This is a genomic window from Bradyrhizobium rifense, from assembly GCF_008123425.1.
GTDB lineage: Bacteria > Pseudomonadota > Alphaproteobacteria > Rhizobiales > Xanthobacteraceae > Bradyrhizobium > Bradyrhizobium rifense.
In genome coordinates this window covers 1-18,264 of record NZ_VSSS01000058.1, presented here as the reverse complement: position 1 = coordinate 18,264, position 18,264 = coordinate 1, and the positions used below count along the sequence as shown (strand labels likewise).

Annotated in this window: 13 protein-coding genes; 8 read left to right on the top strand and 5 right to left on the bottom strand. The window is 62.6% G+C overall.

The annotated features are described in order from the left end of the window. Positions 1 to 9 precede the first annotated feature (9 nt). The 3 genes from FXB40_RS34255 to FXB40_RS34245 all read left to right on the top strand — a co-directional run bounded on the left by FXB40_RS34255 (position 10) and on the right by FXB40_RS34245 (position 4,599). Entirely contained in the window at positions 10 to 846 is an 837-nt protein-coding gene (locus tag FXB40_RS34255) for an enoyl-CoA hydratase family protein (protein ID WP_148776700.1), read from the top strand. Positions 847 to 943: 97 nt separating this feature from the next. Beyond that, positions 944 to 3,295: a bifunctional salicylyl-CoA 5-hydroxylase/oxidoreductase gene (locus tag FXB40_RS34250; protein ID WP_148776699.1), complete on the top strand. Its 2,352-nt coding sequence runs from the start codon at positions 944 to 946 to the stop codon at positions 3,293 to 3,295. A gap of 53 nt (positions 3,296 to 3,348) precedes the next feature. Further along, positions 3,349 to 4,599: a flavin-dependent oxidoreductase gene (locus FXB40_RS34245; RefSeq protein WP_148776698.1), complete on the top strand. Its 1,251-nt coding sequence runs from the start codon at positions 3,349 to 3,351 to the stop codon at positions 4,597 to 4,599. A gap of 9 nt (positions 4,600 to 4,608) precedes the next feature. Here FXB40_RS34245 and FXB40_RS34240 read toward each other — a convergent pair whose 3' ends face one another. Together FXB40_RS34240 and FXB40_RS34235 are read right to left on the bottom strand one after the other, a co-directional pair. After that, positions 4,609 to 5,067 carry a cupin domain-containing protein gene (locus FXB40_RS34240; RefSeq protein WP_148776697.1) on the bottom strand — a complete coding sequence of 153 codons (459 nt, stop codon included), beginning with the start codon at positions 5,065 to 5,067 and terminating at the stop codon, positions 4,609 to 4,611. 30 nt (positions 5,068 to 5,097) lie between these two features. Further along, positions 5,098 to 6,273, bottom strand: a complete 1,176-nt coding sequence (locus FXB40_RS34235; protein ID WP_148776696.1) for an ABC transporter substrate-binding protein — start codon at positions 6,271 to 6,273, stop codon at positions 5,098 to 5,100. Between the two features lie 251 nt (positions 6,274 to 6,524). Between FXB40_RS34235 and FXB40_RS34230 the strand changes: the two genes are divergently transcribed. From FXB40_RS34230 to FXB40_RS34220, 3 genes are all read left to right on the top strand, one after another. Next, positions 6,525 to 7,043 (top strand): MarR family winged helix-turn-helix transcriptional regulator, encoded by a 519-nt coding sequence (locus tag FXB40_RS34230; RefSeq protein WP_187437338.1) that lies wholly within the window; start codon positions 6,525 to 6,527, stop codon positions 7,041 to 7,043. A gap of 149 nt (positions 7,044 to 7,192) precedes the next feature. Then, positions 7,193 to 8,884, top strand: a complete 1,692-nt coding sequence (locus FXB40_RS34225; RefSeq protein ID WP_148776695.1) for a benzoate-CoA ligase family protein — start codon at positions 7,193 to 7,195, stop codon at positions 8,882 to 8,884. Between the two features lie 21 nt (positions 8,885 to 8,905). Then, positions 8,906 to 9,364, top strand: a complete 459-nt coding sequence (locus tag FXB40_RS34220; RefSeq protein ID WP_148776694.1) for a RidA family protein — start codon at positions 8,906 to 8,908, stop codon at positions 9,362 to 9,364. A gap of 20 nt (positions 9,365 to 9,384) precedes the next feature. On the opposite strand, the gene FXB40_RS34215 is transcribed toward FXB40_RS34220, so the two are convergent. The 3 genes from FXB40_RS34215 to FXB40_RS34205 all read right to left on the bottom strand — a co-directional run bounded on the left by FXB40_RS34215 (position 9,385) and on the right by FXB40_RS34205 (position 12,730). Continuing rightward, on the bottom strand, positions 9,385 to 10,113 hold the full coding sequence (locus tag FXB40_RS34215) for a CBS domain-containing protein (RefSeq protein WP_148776693.1): 729 nt from the start codon (positions 10,111 to 10,113) through the stop codon (positions 9,385 to 9,387). 96 nt (positions 10,114 to 10,209) lie between these two features. Then, the gene (locus FXB40_RS34210) at positions 10,210 to 11,184 is read right to left on the bottom strand and encodes a CHAD domain-containing protein (protein WP_148776692.1); all 975 of its coding nucleotides are present in this window, start codon (positions 11,182 to 11,184) and stop codon (positions 10,210 to 10,212) included. A 25-nt stretch (positions 11,185 to 11,209) separates the two neighbouring features. After that, positions 11,210 to 12,730, bottom strand: a complete 1,521-nt coding sequence (locus FXB40_RS34205) for a bifunctional aminoglycoside phosphotransferase/ATP-binding protein (protein ID WP_148776691.1) — start codon at positions 12,728 to 12,730, stop codon at positions 11,210 to 11,212. Between the two features lie 189 nt (positions 12,731 to 12,919). Between FXB40_RS34205 and FXB40_RS34200 the strand changes: the two genes are divergently transcribed. Then, entirely contained in the window at positions 12,920 to 13,759 is an 840-nt protein-coding gene (locus tag FXB40_RS34200; RefSeq protein ID WP_148776690.1) for a universal stress protein, read from the top strand. A 1,017-nt stretch (positions 13,760 to 14,776) separates the two neighbouring features. Then, a partial coding sequence (locus FXB40_RS34195) for an Ig-like domain-containing protein (RefSeq protein ID WP_246208148.1) occupies positions 14,777 to 18,264 on the top strand: 3,488 nt, incomplete at its 3' end.

Here is an 18,264-nt window from a genome sequence, read left to right as displayed (position 1 = left end):
GGAAATCTCATGAGCAGACCAGCCAATCCCGTCACCGTGCCGCTCGCGGACTATTCGCCGCAACACTTCCTGCTGGCCGTGGTCGACGGCGTTGCGACCGTGACGCTCAATCGTCCTGAGCGGAAGAACCCGCTGACGTTCGAGAGCTACCGCGAGTTGACGGATTTCTTCCGTGCCTGCGCGTTCGACGACGCGGTCAAGTCGATCGTTGTCACCGGCGCCGGCGGCAATTTTTCGTCCGGCGGCGACGTGTTTGAGATCATTGGCCCGCTGGTCAAGATGGACACCAAGGGGCTGACGGCATTCACGCGGATGACAGGCGATCTGGTCAAAGCGATGCGAGCCTGCCCGCAGCCGATCGTGGCAGCGGTCGAGGGTATCTGCGCCGGTGCCGGCGCGATCATCGCCATGGCATCCGACATGCGGCTCGCCGCGAGCGGAACCAAGGTGGCGTTCCTGTTCAACAAGGTGGGTCTTGGCGGCTGTGACATGGGCGCCTGCGCGATCCTGCCGCGGATCATCGGTCAGTCCCGCGCCTCCGAGCTTCTGTACACCGGCCGGTTCATGACCGCGGAGGAGGGCGAGCGCTGGGGGTTCTTCAGCCGCATCGTCACGCCGGAGCAGGTGCTGCCCCAGGCGCAGTTGCTGGCCAAGCAGGTCGCGGAAGGGCCGACCTTCGGCAACACCATGACCAAGCGGATGCTGGCCATGGAATGGGCGATGTCGGTTGAGGAAGCGATCGAAGCGGAGGCCGTTGCCCAGGCTCTGTGCATGACGACGGCTGATTTCGAGCGTGCCTTCGAGGCGTTTGCCAACAAGGTCAAGCCGGTCTTCAGGGGCGACTGAGTGGCCTTTTTCTGCGGAAGGCCTGGAACGGGGACTTGCCAGAAATTATTTTAGGCTTAAAATAGTTTTCATGGCCGGGTGTATTGGCGAGGCTCCCATGAAAGTCGCGATCATCGGTGGCGGACCTGCGGGTCTCTACGCTGCAATCCTACTCAAGAAGCAGCGCCCAAGCGCCGATGTCACCGTCTATGAGCGCAACCGCGCCGACGACACGTTCGGCTTCGGCGTGGTATTCTCGGACGCCACGCTCGACAATTTTGAAAAGCACGATCTTCCGAGCTACCGCCGCATCACCCAGGAGTTCGCCTATTGGGACGATATCGCCGTGCATTTTCGCGGCACGGTGCATCGGGTCGGAGGTAACGGCTTTTGCGGCTGCTCTCGGCAAAAACTGTTGATGATCCTGCAGGAGCGAGCGCGTGAGCTCGGTGTCAACCTCCATTTCGAAGTGGATGTCGACGACGAGTCGCGCTTTGCCGATGCTGATCTCGTCTTGCTCGCCGACGGCGTCAATAGCCGATTCCGGGAGAAGCATGCCGATCACTTCGAGCCCGAAGTCGACCTCCGCACCAACAAGTTTGCCTGGATGGGCTCGACCAGGCCTCTCGATGCCTTCACCTTCATCTTCCAGGAGACGGAGTGGGGACCTTTCATCGCCCACGCCTACCAATATGAAGCCGGTCACTCGACCTGGATTTTCGAGACCGACCCGGAGACGTTCGAGCGGGCAGGGCTGACTGGGCTGAACGAGAGCCAATCTGCCGCGCGGATGGCCGAGATCTTTGGCTGGTTCCTCGATGGGCACAAGCTGCTCACCAACCGCTCGATGTGGCGCAATTTCCCAATGATCCGCAGCAAGCGCTGGGTTAAGGACAACATGGTTCTGCTCGGCGACGCCAAGGCAAGCGCGCACTTCTCGATCGGTTCCGGCACCAAGCTCGCGATGGAAGATGCGATCGCGCTGGCCGAAGCGATGGCGAAGGCGCCCAGCATCAAGGCGGCGCTCGATTTTTACGAGCACGGCCGCCGCGAAGAGGTCGAGAAGACCCAGCACGCGGCCGACGTTTCGCTGGTCTGGTTCGAGCATGTCGACCGCTTCTGGGATTTCGATCCGGTGCAGTTCGCCTTTGGCGTGATGACGCGCTCGAAGGCGATCACCTATGACAATCTGAAGCTCCGCGCCCCCGATTTCGTCGCCGAGGTCGAGAAGTCATTTGCCACGCAAGTGCGCAGCAGCGGCTTCGACGTCAGCACCGACAAGCCGATGGTGCCGCTGTTCCAGCCATTCCGCCTGCGTGAGATGGAGATTGCCAACCGCGCGGTGGTTTCGCCGATGTGCATGTATTCGGCGAAGGAGGGCGTTCCCGGCGACTTTCACCTCGTGCACTATGGCTCGCGCGCCATCGGTGGCGCCGGCCTGATCTTCACCGAGATGACCTGCGTCAGCCGCGACGCTCGGATCACGCCCGGCTGCGCCGGATTGTGGAATGACGAGCAGGAGACGGCCTGGCGGCGCATCGTTGATTTCGTCCATGGCAACTCGGCAGCCAAATTCTGCCTGCAGCTCGGGCACGCCGGCCGCAAAGGTGCGACCAAGTTGATGTGGGACGGCATCGACCGCCCGCTGGACGAAGGGGGCTGGGACGTCGTCTCGGCGTCGCCGTTGCCGTACTTTCCCGACAGCCAGGTGCCGCGCGAGCTTGACCGCGCCGGCATGAACGCGGTGAGGGATTCTTTTGTTGCCGCGGCTGAGCGTGGCAAGCGCTGTGGCTTCGATATGCTCGAGCTGCACTGCGCCCACGGCTATCTGCTCGCGAGCTTCATTTCACCGCTGACGAACACCCGCACTGACGAATATGGCGGTTCGCTCGAAAACCGGCTGCGCTTTCCGCTCGAGATATTTGAGGCGCTGCGGGCTGTGTGGCCGAAGCACAAGCCGATGTCGGTGCGTATTTCTGCGACTGACTGGGCGGACGGCGGCATCACCGGTGACGATGCGGTGGCGATCGCGCGTGCCTTCACCGAGGCCGGTGTCGATCTGGTCGACGTCTCGACAGGGCAGACGGTGCGCGATGCACAGCCGATCTATGGCCGCATGTTCCAGACGCCATTCTCCGACCAGGTTCGCAACGAGGCGCGGGTGGCAACCATGTGCGTCGGCAACATCACGACCGCGGACCAGGCCAACACCATTCTGGCGGCCGGCCGGGCAGACCTCGTCGCGCTCGGGCGGCCGCATCTGGTCGACCCCTTCTTCACCATGAAGGCGGCGGCCTGGTACGGCGCAAACGATGCGTTCTGTCCGCCGCAATATCTGCCCGGGAAAGACCAGATTTTCCGCAATAGCGTGCGCGATCGGCAGGATCTCGAGGAGCTGAGAATTAAGGCTAAGCCCAAGACCCGGGCTGAGCTCAAGGCGGAGGCGACAAAGCCGCTTGCGGCGGAGTGACCGCCCGTGCGACGTTAACCCCGTTGCCTGTGTATTGAGTGGAGTTAAGGGCGATGAAGGCGATTATCGTCGGCGGCGGTATCGGTGGTCTCACCACGGCCTTGATGTTGCGGTCGCGCGGCATCGGCTGCGAGATTTTCGAGCAGTCCGACACGATCCGCGAGCTGGGCGTCGGTATCAACACGTTGCCGCACGCCATGCGTGAGCTTGCCAGTCTTGGCCTGCTGCAAAAGCTCGACGACGTCGCGATCCGCACCGACCAGCTCTACTATCTCAATCGCCATGGCCAGGAGGTCTGGCGCGAAGCCCGCGGCGTGGACGCCGGGCATGACGTGCCGCAATTCTCGATCCATCGCGGCCGCCTTCAGGGCGTCATCCATCGCGCCGTCGAGGAACGGCTCGGGGCGGATGCCATCCATACCGGCTGCCGGCTTGGCGCCTTCACACAGGACGAGGGCGGCGTCACGGCCTATTTCTTCGACCGTGCTGGCGCGCACATCCACACCGCGCGCGGCGATATCCTGATCGGTGCCGACGGCATCCATTCGCGCGTGCGCGACACGCTGTTTCCGAACGAAGGGCCGCCGTGTTGGAACGGCCTGATGCTGTGGCGCGGCGCGCGCGACTGGCCGATGTTCCTGACCGGCAAATCGATGATCGTCGCCGGTGGTCTCAATGCCAAGGTGGTGATCTATCCGATCGCGGAGGGATCGAGCCCAGCGAGCCGTCTGACCAATTGGGCGGTGCTGGTGAAGGTGGGCGAGGGCAATGCGCCGCCGCCGCGGAAGGAAGACTGGTCGCGGCCAGGTCGGCGCGAGGAGTTGATGCCGCATGTCGCACGCTTCTCGGTGCCCTATATCGACGTGAAGAGCCTGATTTCGGCGACGCCCGAGTTCTATGAATATCCGACCTGCGACCGCGATCCCTTGCCCTATTGGTCGTCGGGGCGCGTCACCCTGCTCGGTGATGCCGCGCATCCGATGTATCCGGTCGGCTCCAATGGCGCCTCGCAGGCGATCCTCGACGCGCGCTGCCTTGCCGACGCACTTGTGCGCGCCGAGCATCCGCGTCAGGCTTTGATGGAATATGAGAAGAAGCGTCTGCCGATGACGGCGGACATCGTCCGCTCTAACCGCCGCGGCGGCCCCGAGGGCGTCATCGACGCCGTCGAGCAGCTTGCGCCCGACGGCTTTGACAATGTCGACAACGTGCTGAGCTATTCCCAGCGCGAGGCGATCGTGCGCGGCTATGCCACCAAGGCAGGCTTCGCCGCAGTGCCAGGACTTGCGGCGGTGCGCGGCTAGCCGGCGCCGTTAGCCGGCGCCGGGAGGCGGCGGCAGGAAGTGGATGTTGAACTCGGCGGCCATCGCCACCACGTCCTCCGGCTTCTGTTCCTTCATGTTGTGAAGGCCCCAGAACAGGTCGAACAGTTTTTTGGTCGGCGAGACCCAGAACAGCACTTTTGCGGTCTGGTCCGATTTGTTGAAGATGCCGTGCGGCACGCCCATGCCGAGCCGGATCAGATCGCCCGGCGCTGCCTGCGCCTCCGAGTTGCCGAGCATGAAGTCGAGCTTGCCCTCCAGCATGTAGAGATATTCGTCCTGGTCGGGATGAATGTGCGGCGGCACGAACGTGCCCGGCGGCAGCGTAGCGTGCCAGGAGAAGCTGTTCTCGGTGTTGCTCTTCGGCACATAAGTCTGGCCGAGGATGTTCCAGGAGATGCCCTGGATCCCCTCATTGGCCCGCGTGATGCCGGTGATTTCGCTCTTCATTGCAGTCCTCCCTTAACGCGACGCGCGGCCTTAGTTCGCCGCCTTGCAGTCCTTGGCATAGCGGTCGCCGTAGTTCTCGAAAACCTTCTGGACGATTTCGGTCTGGAACTTTCCGTCCGGACGCTTGGCGACCTTGGTCAGGTAAAAGTCCTGGATCGGATAGCCGTTGGTGTTGAACTTGAACGAACCACGCAGCGACGTGAAGTCCGCCTTCTTAAGGGCTGCCGCGACGGCGTCCTTGTTGGTGAGGTCGCCCTTCACACCCTTGACCGCGCTGTCGATCAGCATCGCAGCATCGTAGGCCTGGAAGGCGTAGGTGCCGGGCACGCCGTTGTAGGCGGCCTCATAGGCGGCAACGAACTTCTTGTTCTGAGGATTGTCGAGATTGGGCGCCCAGTTCGCGCCGCCGAACATGCCGACGGCCGCGTCCTGCTGTGCCGGCAGGGTCGATTCATCCACCGTGAAGGCTGAGAGCACCGGAATGCTATCGGTTAGACCGGCCTGCTTGTATTGCTTGACGAGGTTGACGCCGAGGCCGCCCGGCATGAACGTGAAGAGAGCATCGGGCTTCTGCGACGAAATCTTGGAAAGCTCCGGCTGGAAGTCCAGCGTGTTGAGCGGCATGTAGGACTCTTCGACGATCTCGCCCTTGTAGTCGAGCTTGAAGCCGGCGACCGAGTCCTTGCCGGCCTGATAGTTCGGCACCATCAGATACATCCGCTTGTAGCCGCGATCCTGCGCCACCTTGCCGAGGATCTCGTGAACCTGGTCGTTCTGATAGGACGTCACATAGAAGAACGGGTTGCAGTCCTTGCCGGCAAAGGTCGACGGGCCGGCATTGGGGCTGATCAGGAACACCTTGGATTCCGTGACCGGCCGGTGGATCGCCTGGAGGATGTTGGAGAAGATCGGGCCGACCACGAAGTCGACCTTGTCGCGTTCGAGCAGGCCCTTGACCTTGGTCACGGCCACATCAGGCTTCAACTCGTCGTCGACCGCGACGACTTCGACGTCGCGGCCACCCATCTTGCCGCCGAGATCCTTCACCGCGAGCGCAAAGCCGTCGCGAACCTGCTGGCCGAGCGCGGCGCCGGGGCCCGACAGCGTCACGATCACACCCAGCTTGATCTTCTCCTGTGCAAGGGCAGGGCTCATTGCGGTGCCGAGCAGCAAGGCGGCCGCGGCCAAAGTCGTTTGCGTCTTCATGATCTGTCCCCCATCACCATCGGGCTTGTGTCGCAAGCCGCGTACCTTAATCCAAGCTTATGCTGATGATGGCCGCCGCGGCAAGTTAGCTCAAAGCGCCACCATCGTGCGGGCAGCGGAGCATGCAAGCGGCGCGCCAATTATTTGAAGCCTAAAGAAACTGACGTGCGGTCGATTGTTGCAGCTTTGGGCTTGCGGCGGGCGTCGATTTATTTGAAGCTCAAAACGTTGGGGAATCCGTGCCAGCGCCAATGCCGGCCGTGAATGACTGCATCGAGATGCTCGATTCCGAGACCAAGGCCGTCGAAACGCCGGAGGACCATGCCGAAGAGCTTCGGCTGTGGTTGCGCCTGCTCACCTGCACGACCCTGATCGAGGGAGAAGTCCGCGGCCGGCTGCGACAGCGTTTCGACGTCACGCTGCCCCGTTTCGATCTGATGGCGCAGCTCGACAAGGCGCCTGACGGCATGACGCTGTCGGACGTCTCCAAGCGGATGATGGTGTCCAACGGCAACGTCACCGGCCTCGTCGAGCGCCTGGTGGAATCCGGCCATCTAGACCGCCGCACCTCGGAGACCGACCGTCGCGTCCAGGTGATCCGTCTCACGAAACTAGGCCGCGCCGAGTTTCGCAGGATGGCTTCGGAACACGAGACCTGGATCGCCGATCTCTTTGCCGATTTGACGCCGAAGGACGTGCGCGAGCTGATGCGGTTGCTGGCCAAGACCAAGGCGTCGGCGCAGAAATCGGCCGCGCGTCGCCGGCCCTGAGCGCGGGCCGACGCGCCCTTCTCATCCCCCTCTGCCGCGTGAAAATGCATGGGATGCCCAAAATCCCCTATTGCGCCAAATTGTTTTAAGCCTAAAATGTTTCCCGAGTTAGTGCTGCCGGGTGCTTTCCATGCGCAAAGGAGCGTGCGATGGCCAACGCCGCCAAGGTTCAAGTCTCGGGCTCGCATGACGCAAACGCTGCGACCGCCCATGTCGATACGTTTGCACGGCAACATCTGCCGCCGCCTGAGCTGTGGCCGGAGTTCATTTTCACGCGCCCGGAGCTTCACTATCCGCCGCGTTTGAACTGCGTCAGCTATTTCCTCGACCGCTGGGTCGAGCAGGGGCACGGTGATGCGCCTTGCGTCATCAGCCCCTCCGTCAGCCACACCTATCGCGAGCTGCAGGCGCTCGTAAACCGCATTGCCAACGTGCTGGTCGGCAAGCTCGGTCTCGTCACCGGCGGCCGCGTGATGCTGCGCTCCGCCAACAGCCCGATGATGGTTGCGACCTATCTCGCGGTGATCAAAGCCGGCGGCATTTGCGTGGCGACGATGCCGTTGCTGCGCGCCAAGGAGCTGTCCTATCCGATCCAGAAGGCGGAAATCACGCTCGCGCTCTGCGACGGAAAACTCTCCGATGAGATGGAGAAGGCGAAGCTGGCCGCACCCGGTCTCAAGCATGTGGTCTATTGGGGCAACGGTGCTCCAGACTCGCTCGAAGCGCTGATCGCGGATGCGAGTCCGGAATTTAGGGCGGTCGACACCGCCTCTGACGATATCTGCCTGATCGCCTTTACGTCGGGAACGACCGGCGATCCTAAGGGCACCATGCATTTCCACCGGGACATGCTGGCGGTGTGCGACGGCTACGCGCGCAACATCCTGCGGGCCGAGCAGAAAGACCGTTTCGTCGGCTCCGCGCCGCTCGCCTTTACCTTCGGTTTCGGCGGCGTGCTGTTCCCGATGCACATCGGCGCTTCCTTCGTCGTGCTGGAGAAGACGACGCCCGATGATATCCTCTCAGCGATCGAGCAGTACAAGACCACAGTCTGCTTTACGGCGCCGACCGCGTATCGCGCCATGATTGGCAAGCTTTCGGGCCGTGACATTTCCTCTCTGCGAAAATGCGTCTCCGCCGGCGAGACTCTACCCAAGCCGACATTCGACGCCTGGCTGAAGGCCACCGGCATCAAGCTGATGGATGGGATTGGCTCGACTGAGCTGCTGCACATCTTCATCAGCGCGACCGAGGACGAAATTCGTCCTGGCGCAACCGGTAAGCCCGTGCCTGGCTATGAGGCGAAGATTGTCGACGATGACGGCAATGATCTGCCGCCGGGCACGATGGGGAAGCTCGCGGTGCGCGGGCCGACCGGTTGCCGTTATCTCGCCGACGAGCGGCAGCGGAAGTATGTCCAGAACGGCTGGAACATTACCGGCGACACCTATCTGATGGATGGCGACGGGTACTTCTGGTACCAGTCGCGCTCCGACGACATGATCGTGTCATCTGGATACAATATCGCGGGCACGGATGTCGAAGTCGCGCTGCTGACGCATCCTTCCGTCGCTGAGTGTGGCGTCGTCGGCGCGCCGGACGAGGCGCGCGGGATGATTGTGAAGGCCTATGTCATTGCCGCCCCCGGGGTGACGCCGGATGCAAAGCTCGCAGCCGAGTTACAGGAGCATGTGAAACGCGAGATCGCGCCGTACAAATATCCGCGCGCGATCGAGTTTGTGACCCAACTGCCGAAGACCGAGACCGGAAAATTGAAGCGCTTTGCTTTGCGGCAATTGGCGCAGGCGGCGGCGACGTCCTCGGGCGCCGCGGTAGAATGAGATGAGGATCAGGAATTGTCCGTGACGACACCGAAAGGCCCACAGCTCGCAGTGCTGCCAGCTGCAGCCGGGGACGACGCCAGCCCTAAGACACAGGTGCTCCAACCGTCCGGTTGGCCGATGCCGAAGGGCTATGCCAATGGCATGGCTGCCGAAGGGCGCTTCGTGGTGACCGGCGGCGTCATCGGCTGGGATGCCGAGGAGCGTCTCGCGGACGGCTTTGTCGCACAGGTCCGCCAGACCCTCAGCAACATCGCCGAAATCCTTGCCGAAGCCGGTGCGCAGCCCGAGCACCTCGTTCGCCTGACCTGGTACGTCGTCGACATGGACGAGTACCTCACGAACCTGAGGGAGCTCGGCAAGATCTATCGCACGATCTTCGGTGCGCACTATCCCGCGATGGCGCTGGTCCAGGTCGTGCGCCTGGTCGAGAAGGCGGCGCGCGTCGAGATCGAGGCCACCGCCGTTATTCCTCGCTGAACTACACTCAGCTCACCGTTTCAGCTTGCCTTGGCGAGATTATCGTCCTCGGGTGAGTTCAGGTAGACGCCGGACATGGTGTCGACCCAGCACAGATGGTCGTGCACCTTCTTGACGCCCTCGACATTCTCCGCGGCAATGACCGCGGCATGCCGCGCGCGCTCCTCGGTGATGACGCCGTTGAGATGAACGATGCCGTCGCGGACGATGACGTTCAGCCCGAACGGGCACCAGTCGTTCTTCTCCATGGCATCGATGATGCGGCAGCGGATGTGATCATCGTCGGCGGTCGGGTCCGGCACTTCGCGCGCGAGGCCTGCCACGGCCTGCAGCAGATTCGCACGTGACACGATGCCGACGACGTTGTCGCCACGAACCACCGGCAGCCGCTTCACGTTGTTCCGTTCCATAAGATCGACGATTTCCGCAAGTGCGGTATCTTCGGTAATGGTGACAGGCGAGGCGGTCATGACCTCCGACACCTTGCGGCCGTGCTCATGGACGAAATCGCTAGCCGTGGTACCGGGGCCGAGGATGAACCGCAGCCAGCGGCCGCGCTTGCGCCCGGTGCCGATCTCGCTGCGGCGGATGAAGTCGCCTTCCGAAACCACGCCGATCAGCTTGCCGCTGTCGTCGACGACGGTGAGGCCGCTGACGTGGCGCTTCAGCATGATGTTCGCGGCCTCGACGATGCTGGTGTCGGGCGTGACCGAGATAACCGATCGGGTCATGATCTGGTGGGCGCGCATGGGGGGCTCCGCAAGTTCACACAAATATCGATGTGCGGAGCTTAGATCAGCGGCGGATGCCTGCTTTGACTCAGGTCAAGCAGCGCTGGCGTAGAGCTAGTCTTCCGGCTCCGAATCCGGTGTCAGGTCGGAGGACCGGAACGGCTTGGCCTTGTCCAACTTGCGATAGGCCGTCGAAGCCGTTCGCAGCAGCTTCTTTTCCCGCTTGCGGTCGAGAAAGCGAATGCCGGCCTTGGGAACGGCCTCGTTCAACGACGCGGCCAGTGTTTGACCGCGCGCATCATCGTTCAACTGTCCGAGCGACTTTTGCGCCCTGCGCAATTGCTTGAGGATCGACTTTTGTTTAGTCAGCGATTTCTCGCCGAACAGGTCTTCCAGCGACTCGATCGAATAGGTCAGTCGCTTGTTGAGGATCCGCAGCTTGTGCCGTTTCTCGACGTCGAGCTTGCGCAGCCTCTTGGCCTTCCTGAGCAGCGCCTTTTCCCATTCGGTCAGTTGCGCCGTGGCGTGGTCGGCGAGCGGGCAGCGGCGCAGCCTGATGGCCTCCTTGCTGCGCCTGGTCGACCAAGGTCCGCTCTCGATCCAGCTCGAGGTCTGCTCGACCAAGCGGCGATATCGTGCCGATTGCAGCGCGCGGGCCAGCAGGCGATGGCTTTCGGCCCGCTTCTCGTCCCAGTGCTGGAGCTCGGCGATCACCGCGAGCTCGTCGCCGGCTTCGGCCACGACGCGTTCGATGGCGACGTCGAGGTCCCGCACCATGCCGAGCTGGCTGTTCAGCCATTTCAACTCGGCCCAGACTTTGGGGCGCAGCGCATCGTCGACCATGGGCGAAAAGAAGCGAATCGCGGTCCGCAGATGGGTCAGCGCGATTCGGATCTGATGCAGCGCCTCCGGATCGCCACGACAGGTCCCGTCATGCTGGGCGAGGACGGCGGCGAGGTGGCGGCGGGCGATGATCCGAAAGGCGGTGTCGCAGGCCATGCCGGGGCTGAGGCGCCCGGGCAGCGCATTACGGCTCGCCGCCGGCCTGGCGCGGGCGGTCGCCGTCGAACTCGTGGTGGGTCGCGCCATCCTAGCCCGCGCCAATCAGATTGCCTTACCTGCCCTCAGCGATCGCGTCCTGGCAGCTCTGGAGCGTCTGCGCTTGTGTCCCGGATGCATCGATGGTCGTCCAACCGATATGGCCGATATTATAGTGCTCTTGCAACGCGGCAACCTCTTGCGTCGCATCGGATGCGTCACTGCTGCGACCGCCGATTCGGGCCTGCCGGGTCGCCAGATCCGCAACCAGGAAGAGGCCGGTGAGAGGCACGTTGCATTCCCGGGCCAGTGTGACGGTGGCGTCCCGCTCGAAATCGCGGGCGAACACGCCGTCGACGATTGCCGAATGACCTTGGGCCAGCACGCGCCGGGCGCGCTCGGCCAATGCCTCGTAAACGCGGGCCGCGAGCTCGGGCGTGTAGGCGGATGGCGGCAGCCGCTCCATGTCGGCGACCCCGAACATCTGCTTGCGAATGACGTCGCTGCGCAACACGACGGCGCCCGGTTGCGGTGCGACGATGGGTGCGAGCGCGCGCGCCAAAACCGACTTGCCAGTGCCCGACAGTCCGCCCACTGCGATGAGGCGGGGAGCGGGAGGCTGGATCAGCGCCCGGGCAAGGTCAAAATAGCGGCGCGCTTCGTCGAGAATGCCGGCATCACCGGAATGTGGCGGCTTCAGCCGTGCCAGCGCTACCTGCGCGCGGATCGCTGCGCGAATCGACATGAACAGCGGCAGCGCGCCGAGCGCGTCGAGGTTTTCCAGCGGCGGGGCAAGGTACCGGTTCAGGACGGTGTTGGCTGCCAGCGGCTGATCGTGGCGCAGCAGATCCATCAGGGTGAATGCGAGGTCGTAAAGCACGTCGACAGTCGCCATCTGCGCGTCGAACTCGATGGCGTCGAACAGCACGGATTGCTGCCCGATCAGCACGATATTCGCAAGATGCAAATCGCCGTGGCAACGGCGGACGAAACCGCGGCGGCCGCGTTCTTCAAGTAAGGGACAGGCGTGCAGGAATGCCGCGTGCGAGGCCTGTGCAAGCTGCTCGATCTCCGCGGCCGGGACATGATTGCCGAGCCGCAGACCATTGCTGTTGCCGTCGATCAGGGCGGGGATGGAGGAAATCCAGGCCTTGCCGTCGGCGGGCGTCGCCGCCGCGTGCGAAGCCGCGATCGCGTCGGCGATACCCGACGCAATGTCCGCATCGAACTGTCCGGCCTTCGCCAGATGATCCAGCGTCCGGCTCTCGTCAAAACGCGACATCTCGACGGCATATTCGATCGGCCGGCCGCGGCCGTCGACCTTCACCGATCCGTCCGGCTCTTCTGTAATGGTCACGACGCGATGATAGATCTGTGGCGCATGCGGCCGGTTGATCCTGACCTCCTCCTCGCAGGCTATCTTGCGTTTCTCGAGTGTCGAATAATCGAGAAAGGGATACTTGACCGCCCGCTTGATCTTCAGCGCGCGCGTCTCCTCGAGGAAGACCGAAGCCGCGTGCGTGTCGATCCGCTTCACGCCGGCATGCGCGGTCAGTGCCGCGAAGATCCGCTCCTGGGTCGCAGAATTGTCTGTCATCTGCCGGCGTATTGTTGAGGGGCCAAGCGGTTCGGCCGCAAACCAGGGTAACCCTTAAGTCGAGACCGCGACCAGTCCTTGACTTCCGTCAAGGCCTGTCGTCGGTTGGCGATGCGGAGTTTTCCCGGCTTGAGGGGGATCGAGCGCCCGGACCAAAGGCGGCCTATTCTGGCCGGCAAGGAGAATCCGATGTCGATCAAGGATGTGTTTCTGCCGCTCATTGGCGAGCCGCGTGCCCCCACGCTGGCCGCGATCGAGAAGTGCGTAGCCGTTGCCGCCGGCCTCGGCGCCAGGGTGACCGGGCTTGCGCTCGAGGATGACGCCTTCGTCCGGCCGAAGGTGGTATTCCCTGATGATCCGGCGTCGGCCGAACTCAGCGCTGTGCGCGAGGTGGGTGAGATGCAGCAGCTCCTGAACGCATTCACCAATGCGGCCTCCCGTATCGGCGTTCGCGCCCAAAGCCGATCGGGCAGGGTGCCGGCGGATCGGATCGCATCGACCCTGGCCGAGCATGCGCGCTTCAGCGACCTCACCCTGGTCCCCGTGAAGCCGCACGACAGTCGCGCGGAGAATATCGTTGAGACCTTCCTGTTCGAATCCGGCCGGCCGCTGCTGCTCTGTCCGGAGCAGCATGTGGAGCTGCTACGGCCGGAAATCGAGAACGTCATGGTCGCCTGGGCGCCCTCGGCCCGCGCGGCACGTGCGATCGGCGACGCGCTGCCGATCCTTCAAGCCGCCAACGCGGTGCGCGTGGTGACCGCCACGGACGACAAGACTGACGAGGTCATGCAGTCCGGAACGAGCCTTGTCGATCATCTGAGGGAACATGGGGTCTACGCATCCTTCGAGATCGTGAAGGGCAGCGGCAGCTCGATCGGCAAGGTGCTGGGGAGCTGGGCGCAGTCCCACGCCATCGACGCCATCGTCATGGGCGCCTACCATCATTCGCGTTTGAACGAGATCGTCTGGGGTGGCGTGACCAAGACCGTGATCGGCCAGCCACCGTGCTGGGTGATGATGTCGCACTAGGGTCCCGAACCGGAAGTTTCACAACATCGCGTCGTGCTCTGCTGGGGCATTGTATCGGCAGAAGCGCTGTCGGTGGACTTGGTCCATCGGAACGGTTTGGGATCAGCGTTGTGTCGGTCGATAAACGATGTGATGTCGGCCCTGAGGGCAGCGGCGGTGCGATAGACCCGAATCTGATATTCTTATCGGCAAGGATCGCGAAGAAGCGCTCGACTTGGTTGAGCAATGACGAAGCCAGCGAGCAGCGGGGTCACCTGGTTCTAGACGCTGTCGCGGACTTTTGAGATCATGCCCTCAAGCCCGATCTTGCAAGCGAACTTTCGCTGAACCGCAGCTCAGTGCCCGAAATAATTGCGACGGTGGCCTGCTGGTATTTTCGCTAGGCATCTTTCTGGGGCGCTCGATCGGGTGGACGTCAACGCTTGGCGCCTACGCCGTCCTTTCCTCGGGCCTCCGCGTTTTATTGCGCGCAGGATCATGAAATGCTCCTGCACGAATGACGCGTTGGATCGCTTTCTTTGTTGCAGCTACACGCTTCGTCGTCGGTCGCAAGCAGACCTTTGGGGGGAGCGCTGATGACCGAAATGGTTATTGAGTTCTCAACACGTCGCGCCCTCATGTGATTGAATGAGGTACCCCCTCCGAGCCATTGGCTCGATAGGTGAACTCAGCGAGTATCGAGACAAATCGCAGTTCGTCGCGTCTCGGATTCAGCGAGTCGGGGCTTTCTGTTGTCAGCTGTTTTGGAGAGGCCGAGCGGACCGCGGCAGCGGCGCGCCTAAATCTCTATTGCCGCACTCCGGAGGGGGAATTCATGCGGACGCCAAGTAGCCCGCGTTCCGAGACTGTAGCAGTGATCGTCTTGGAACCTGCTGTCTCGACCAACAGGTACCCCGATCTCCCACGCTTCGTCTGCCGCGTCCGCCTTCTGGGGTCGCCGCAGAGACGTACGCAAAGAGCAGCGCACCTTGGTGAAAAAGGCTGCGCGCATCGAACCGCAACGGAGGGTTGACGATTATGACCACGACTCCGAGCCACATTGTCGTCCTTTCCCTGGAAAATGAGAACTATTCCGACATCGTAGGTAGTGCCCAGGCGCCTTACCTGAACTCGCTGATCGCTCAGGGGATGCTGCTCACCAACATCTACGGTGTGACCCATCCGAGTCAGCCCAATTACATTGCGCTGTTTTCCGGCTCGACGCAGGGCGTCACCACCAACGGCGCCGTTACCCAGCTTCCGGCCAGCGTACCGACGCTGGCGAGCACGCTCGCCGCCCACGGTTACACCTTCGGCGGTTACGCCGAAACCACGGCGGTCCCCGAGCGCCAACCTTGGATCCACTTTGCCAATTCGGCCAACGACGGTCACGATTTCAGCACGTTTCCTCAGACCGCGGCCGGCTTTGCCAACCTTCCGACCGTCTCTTTTGTTTCGCCCGACGACGCCCACAACATGACGCCGACGAGCGACAACGGCGGCGGGATTCCGGCGGGCGACGCCTGGGTCCAGGCCAATCTCTCTGCCTACGCTGCCTGGGCGCAGGCCAACAATTCGCTGCTGATCGTCACCTTCGACGAAAACAACACCAATCCAGCGGTGACCTACCCCAATCACGTTGCGGCGATCGTCGTCGGCGGAGGTGTCCCGGCCGGGGCCGTCAACGACTCGCCGGCTGACGCCTATTCCCTGCTTGCCACGATCGAAAGCCTCTACGGAGCTGCTGCGATCGGCAACAGCGCCGGCGTACCGGCGCTCAACTTCTATTCGGCGACGCCACCGACGTCGTCCGCCTCGGTCACCCTGTCATTTTCCGGATTGTCCGACCCGACCAACACTCCGCCCCAGAATGCGTTGGCGGTAGGGCCGAGTTATATTTTCACGGCGGAGACCACTCACTACGAGATAACCGACCTTAGCGGCAATCCAATCGTAGCCAACGGATCATTGTATAGTTTGTTCGCGCCGCTTGGCGCCACGCTCGACAACAACCTTCTCGACGCGCGCGCCACCTATGACAGTTCGACCGGCCACTACGTGGTCATCGCGGATAATTTTCAACCGGGAACCGGGAACTTCGCCACCAATATCGATATCGCCGTGTCGATAGATAGCAATCCGAACGACGGCTGGTATTTGGCTTCGATCGACACGTCCAACGGCGCCACGACCCAATCGGACATGCCCTATCTGTCGGTCAGCAACGGCAAGATCTACATCTCCGCGCCCGAATTTATCGACGCGGGAGGCGGCTACAACAACGGCGAATTTGTCGTCAACGAAAGCAGCGTAATAGCCGCTGGAAACCATGCGATCACGCCTGACGCCGGCACTAGCGTATCAGGGGCCGGCGGCATCATGCGCAATATCGCCGGCGACAACGGGGTGACCTACTATTTGAGCGCCTATTCGACCGCCAGGCAGACCGCGCTCACATATCAAACTTACGATTCGACGCACGGTTTCAGCGGGACCCAAACGCTCTACCTCGGTGACGCCGATGTGGGCGGAAGCAACAACACCGCCGCGCAGTTGGGCACGACCAAGACGCTCGGCATTGGCGACGGGCGCATCCAAGGCCTTGCCTACACTTCCTCGGGGGGACACAACTACGTCTATGGCGTGAGCGAAGCCATGCCGAGTGCGGGAGGGCTCGCACAAATCGAATGGTTCAAGCTCGATGTCACCGATCCCACGAATCCGCAATATGTCATCGGGAACGTCATTTCCGGCGCCTCCATCGGCACGGGTGTGGCCGTGTTCACCCCTTCGATTGCGGTCGACCAGAACGGCGACGTGCTCATCAATTTTTCGGCCTCCGGGCCGAACATGTACCCTTCCGACTATTATACGGTGCTCGGCGCCGGCGCTTCCGACTTCACCGCGCCGACGCTTTATCAGGCGAGCACCACGTTTTTCGATTCAGGCGCTCTGAACGACCAGCGCTGGGGCACCTATTCGACCGCTATCGCCGATCCGAACAACCCGAACGGGTTCTGGATATCGGGAGAATATGTCGCCAACGGATGGTGGCAAACGGCAGTAGCTCAGGTCAGCGTCCATCCGGATACGACGGCGCCGGTCCCGCCGACCGGCCTGTCCCTCGACGCGACGACGGACAGCGGTACGATCGGCGATCGCACTACCAACTTTGCGCATGTCAAGATCGACGGCACGGCCGAGCGCGGCAGCGCGGTGACGCTGTATGATAGCAACGGTACCACAGTGCTTGGCACGGGCACCGCGGACCTGACGACCGGTGCGTTCAGTATCACGACATTGGCGCTGGCTGATGGGACGCACAATATCACCGCGAAAGCGACCGATGCGTGGGGGAATACGAGCACTGCGTCCGCCGTCCTTGCCGTGACGGAGGACAGCACGGCGCCGGTCCCGCCGACGGGCCTGTCGCTCGACGCAACGACTGACAGCGGTGCGATCGGCGATCGCATCACCAGCTTTGCGCAGGTCAAGATCGACGGCACGGCCGAGCGCGGCAGCACGGTGAAGCTGTATGATACGAACGGCACCACACTGCTTGGCACGGGCACTGCGGACCTGACGACTGGCGCGTTCAGTGTCATGACGTCGGCGCTGGCTGAAGGGACGCACGATATCACCGCGAAAGCGACCGATGCGGCGGGGAATACCGGCACGGCGTCCGCGGTCCTTGCGGTGACCGAGGACACCACGGCGCCGGTCCCGCCGACGGGCCTGTCCCTCGACGCGACGACGGACAGCGGCATCAAAGGCGACGGTATCACCAGCTTCACCCATGTGTTGATCGACGGAACGGCTCAGGCTGGTAGCACGGTGACGCTTTACGACACGAACGGCACGACGGTGCTCGGCACAGGCACTGCGGACCTGACGACTGGCGTGTTCAGCATTGCGACATCGACGTTGGCGGAGGGAGCCCATAGCATCATTGCAAAAGCAACTGACGCCGCGGGGAACACCAGCAACGCCTCGAACGCACTTGCGGTGACCACCCTCGACCTGACTGCCAATTTCGATTTCAGCGGCGGTGGCCATAGTGATATTCTCTGGCGAAACGACAATGGCGCAGTGTCGATCTGGGACAACGGCGACATCAACCAGGCTCATATCATTGCCCAAGCGGGCGTCTGGCCCGATAGCTGGCATTTCGCCGAGACCGGCGACTTCGACGGCAATGGCCACAGCGACATCCTTTGGCGCAACGACAATGGCGCAGTATCAATCTGGGATAACGGCGACATCAGCAAGGCCCATACCGTGGCCGGGGCGGGCGTCGTCCCCAATAGCTGGCATATCGCCGGCACAGGCGACTTCGACGGCAATGGCCACAGCGACATCCTTTGGCGCAACGACAATGGCGCAGTATCGATCTGGGATAACGGCGACATAAGCAAGGCCCATATCGTGGCCGGGGCGGGCGTCGTCCCCAATAGCTGGCATTTCGCCAGCACCGGCGACTTTGACGGCAATGGCCAGAGCGACATTCTCTGGCGCAACGACAATGG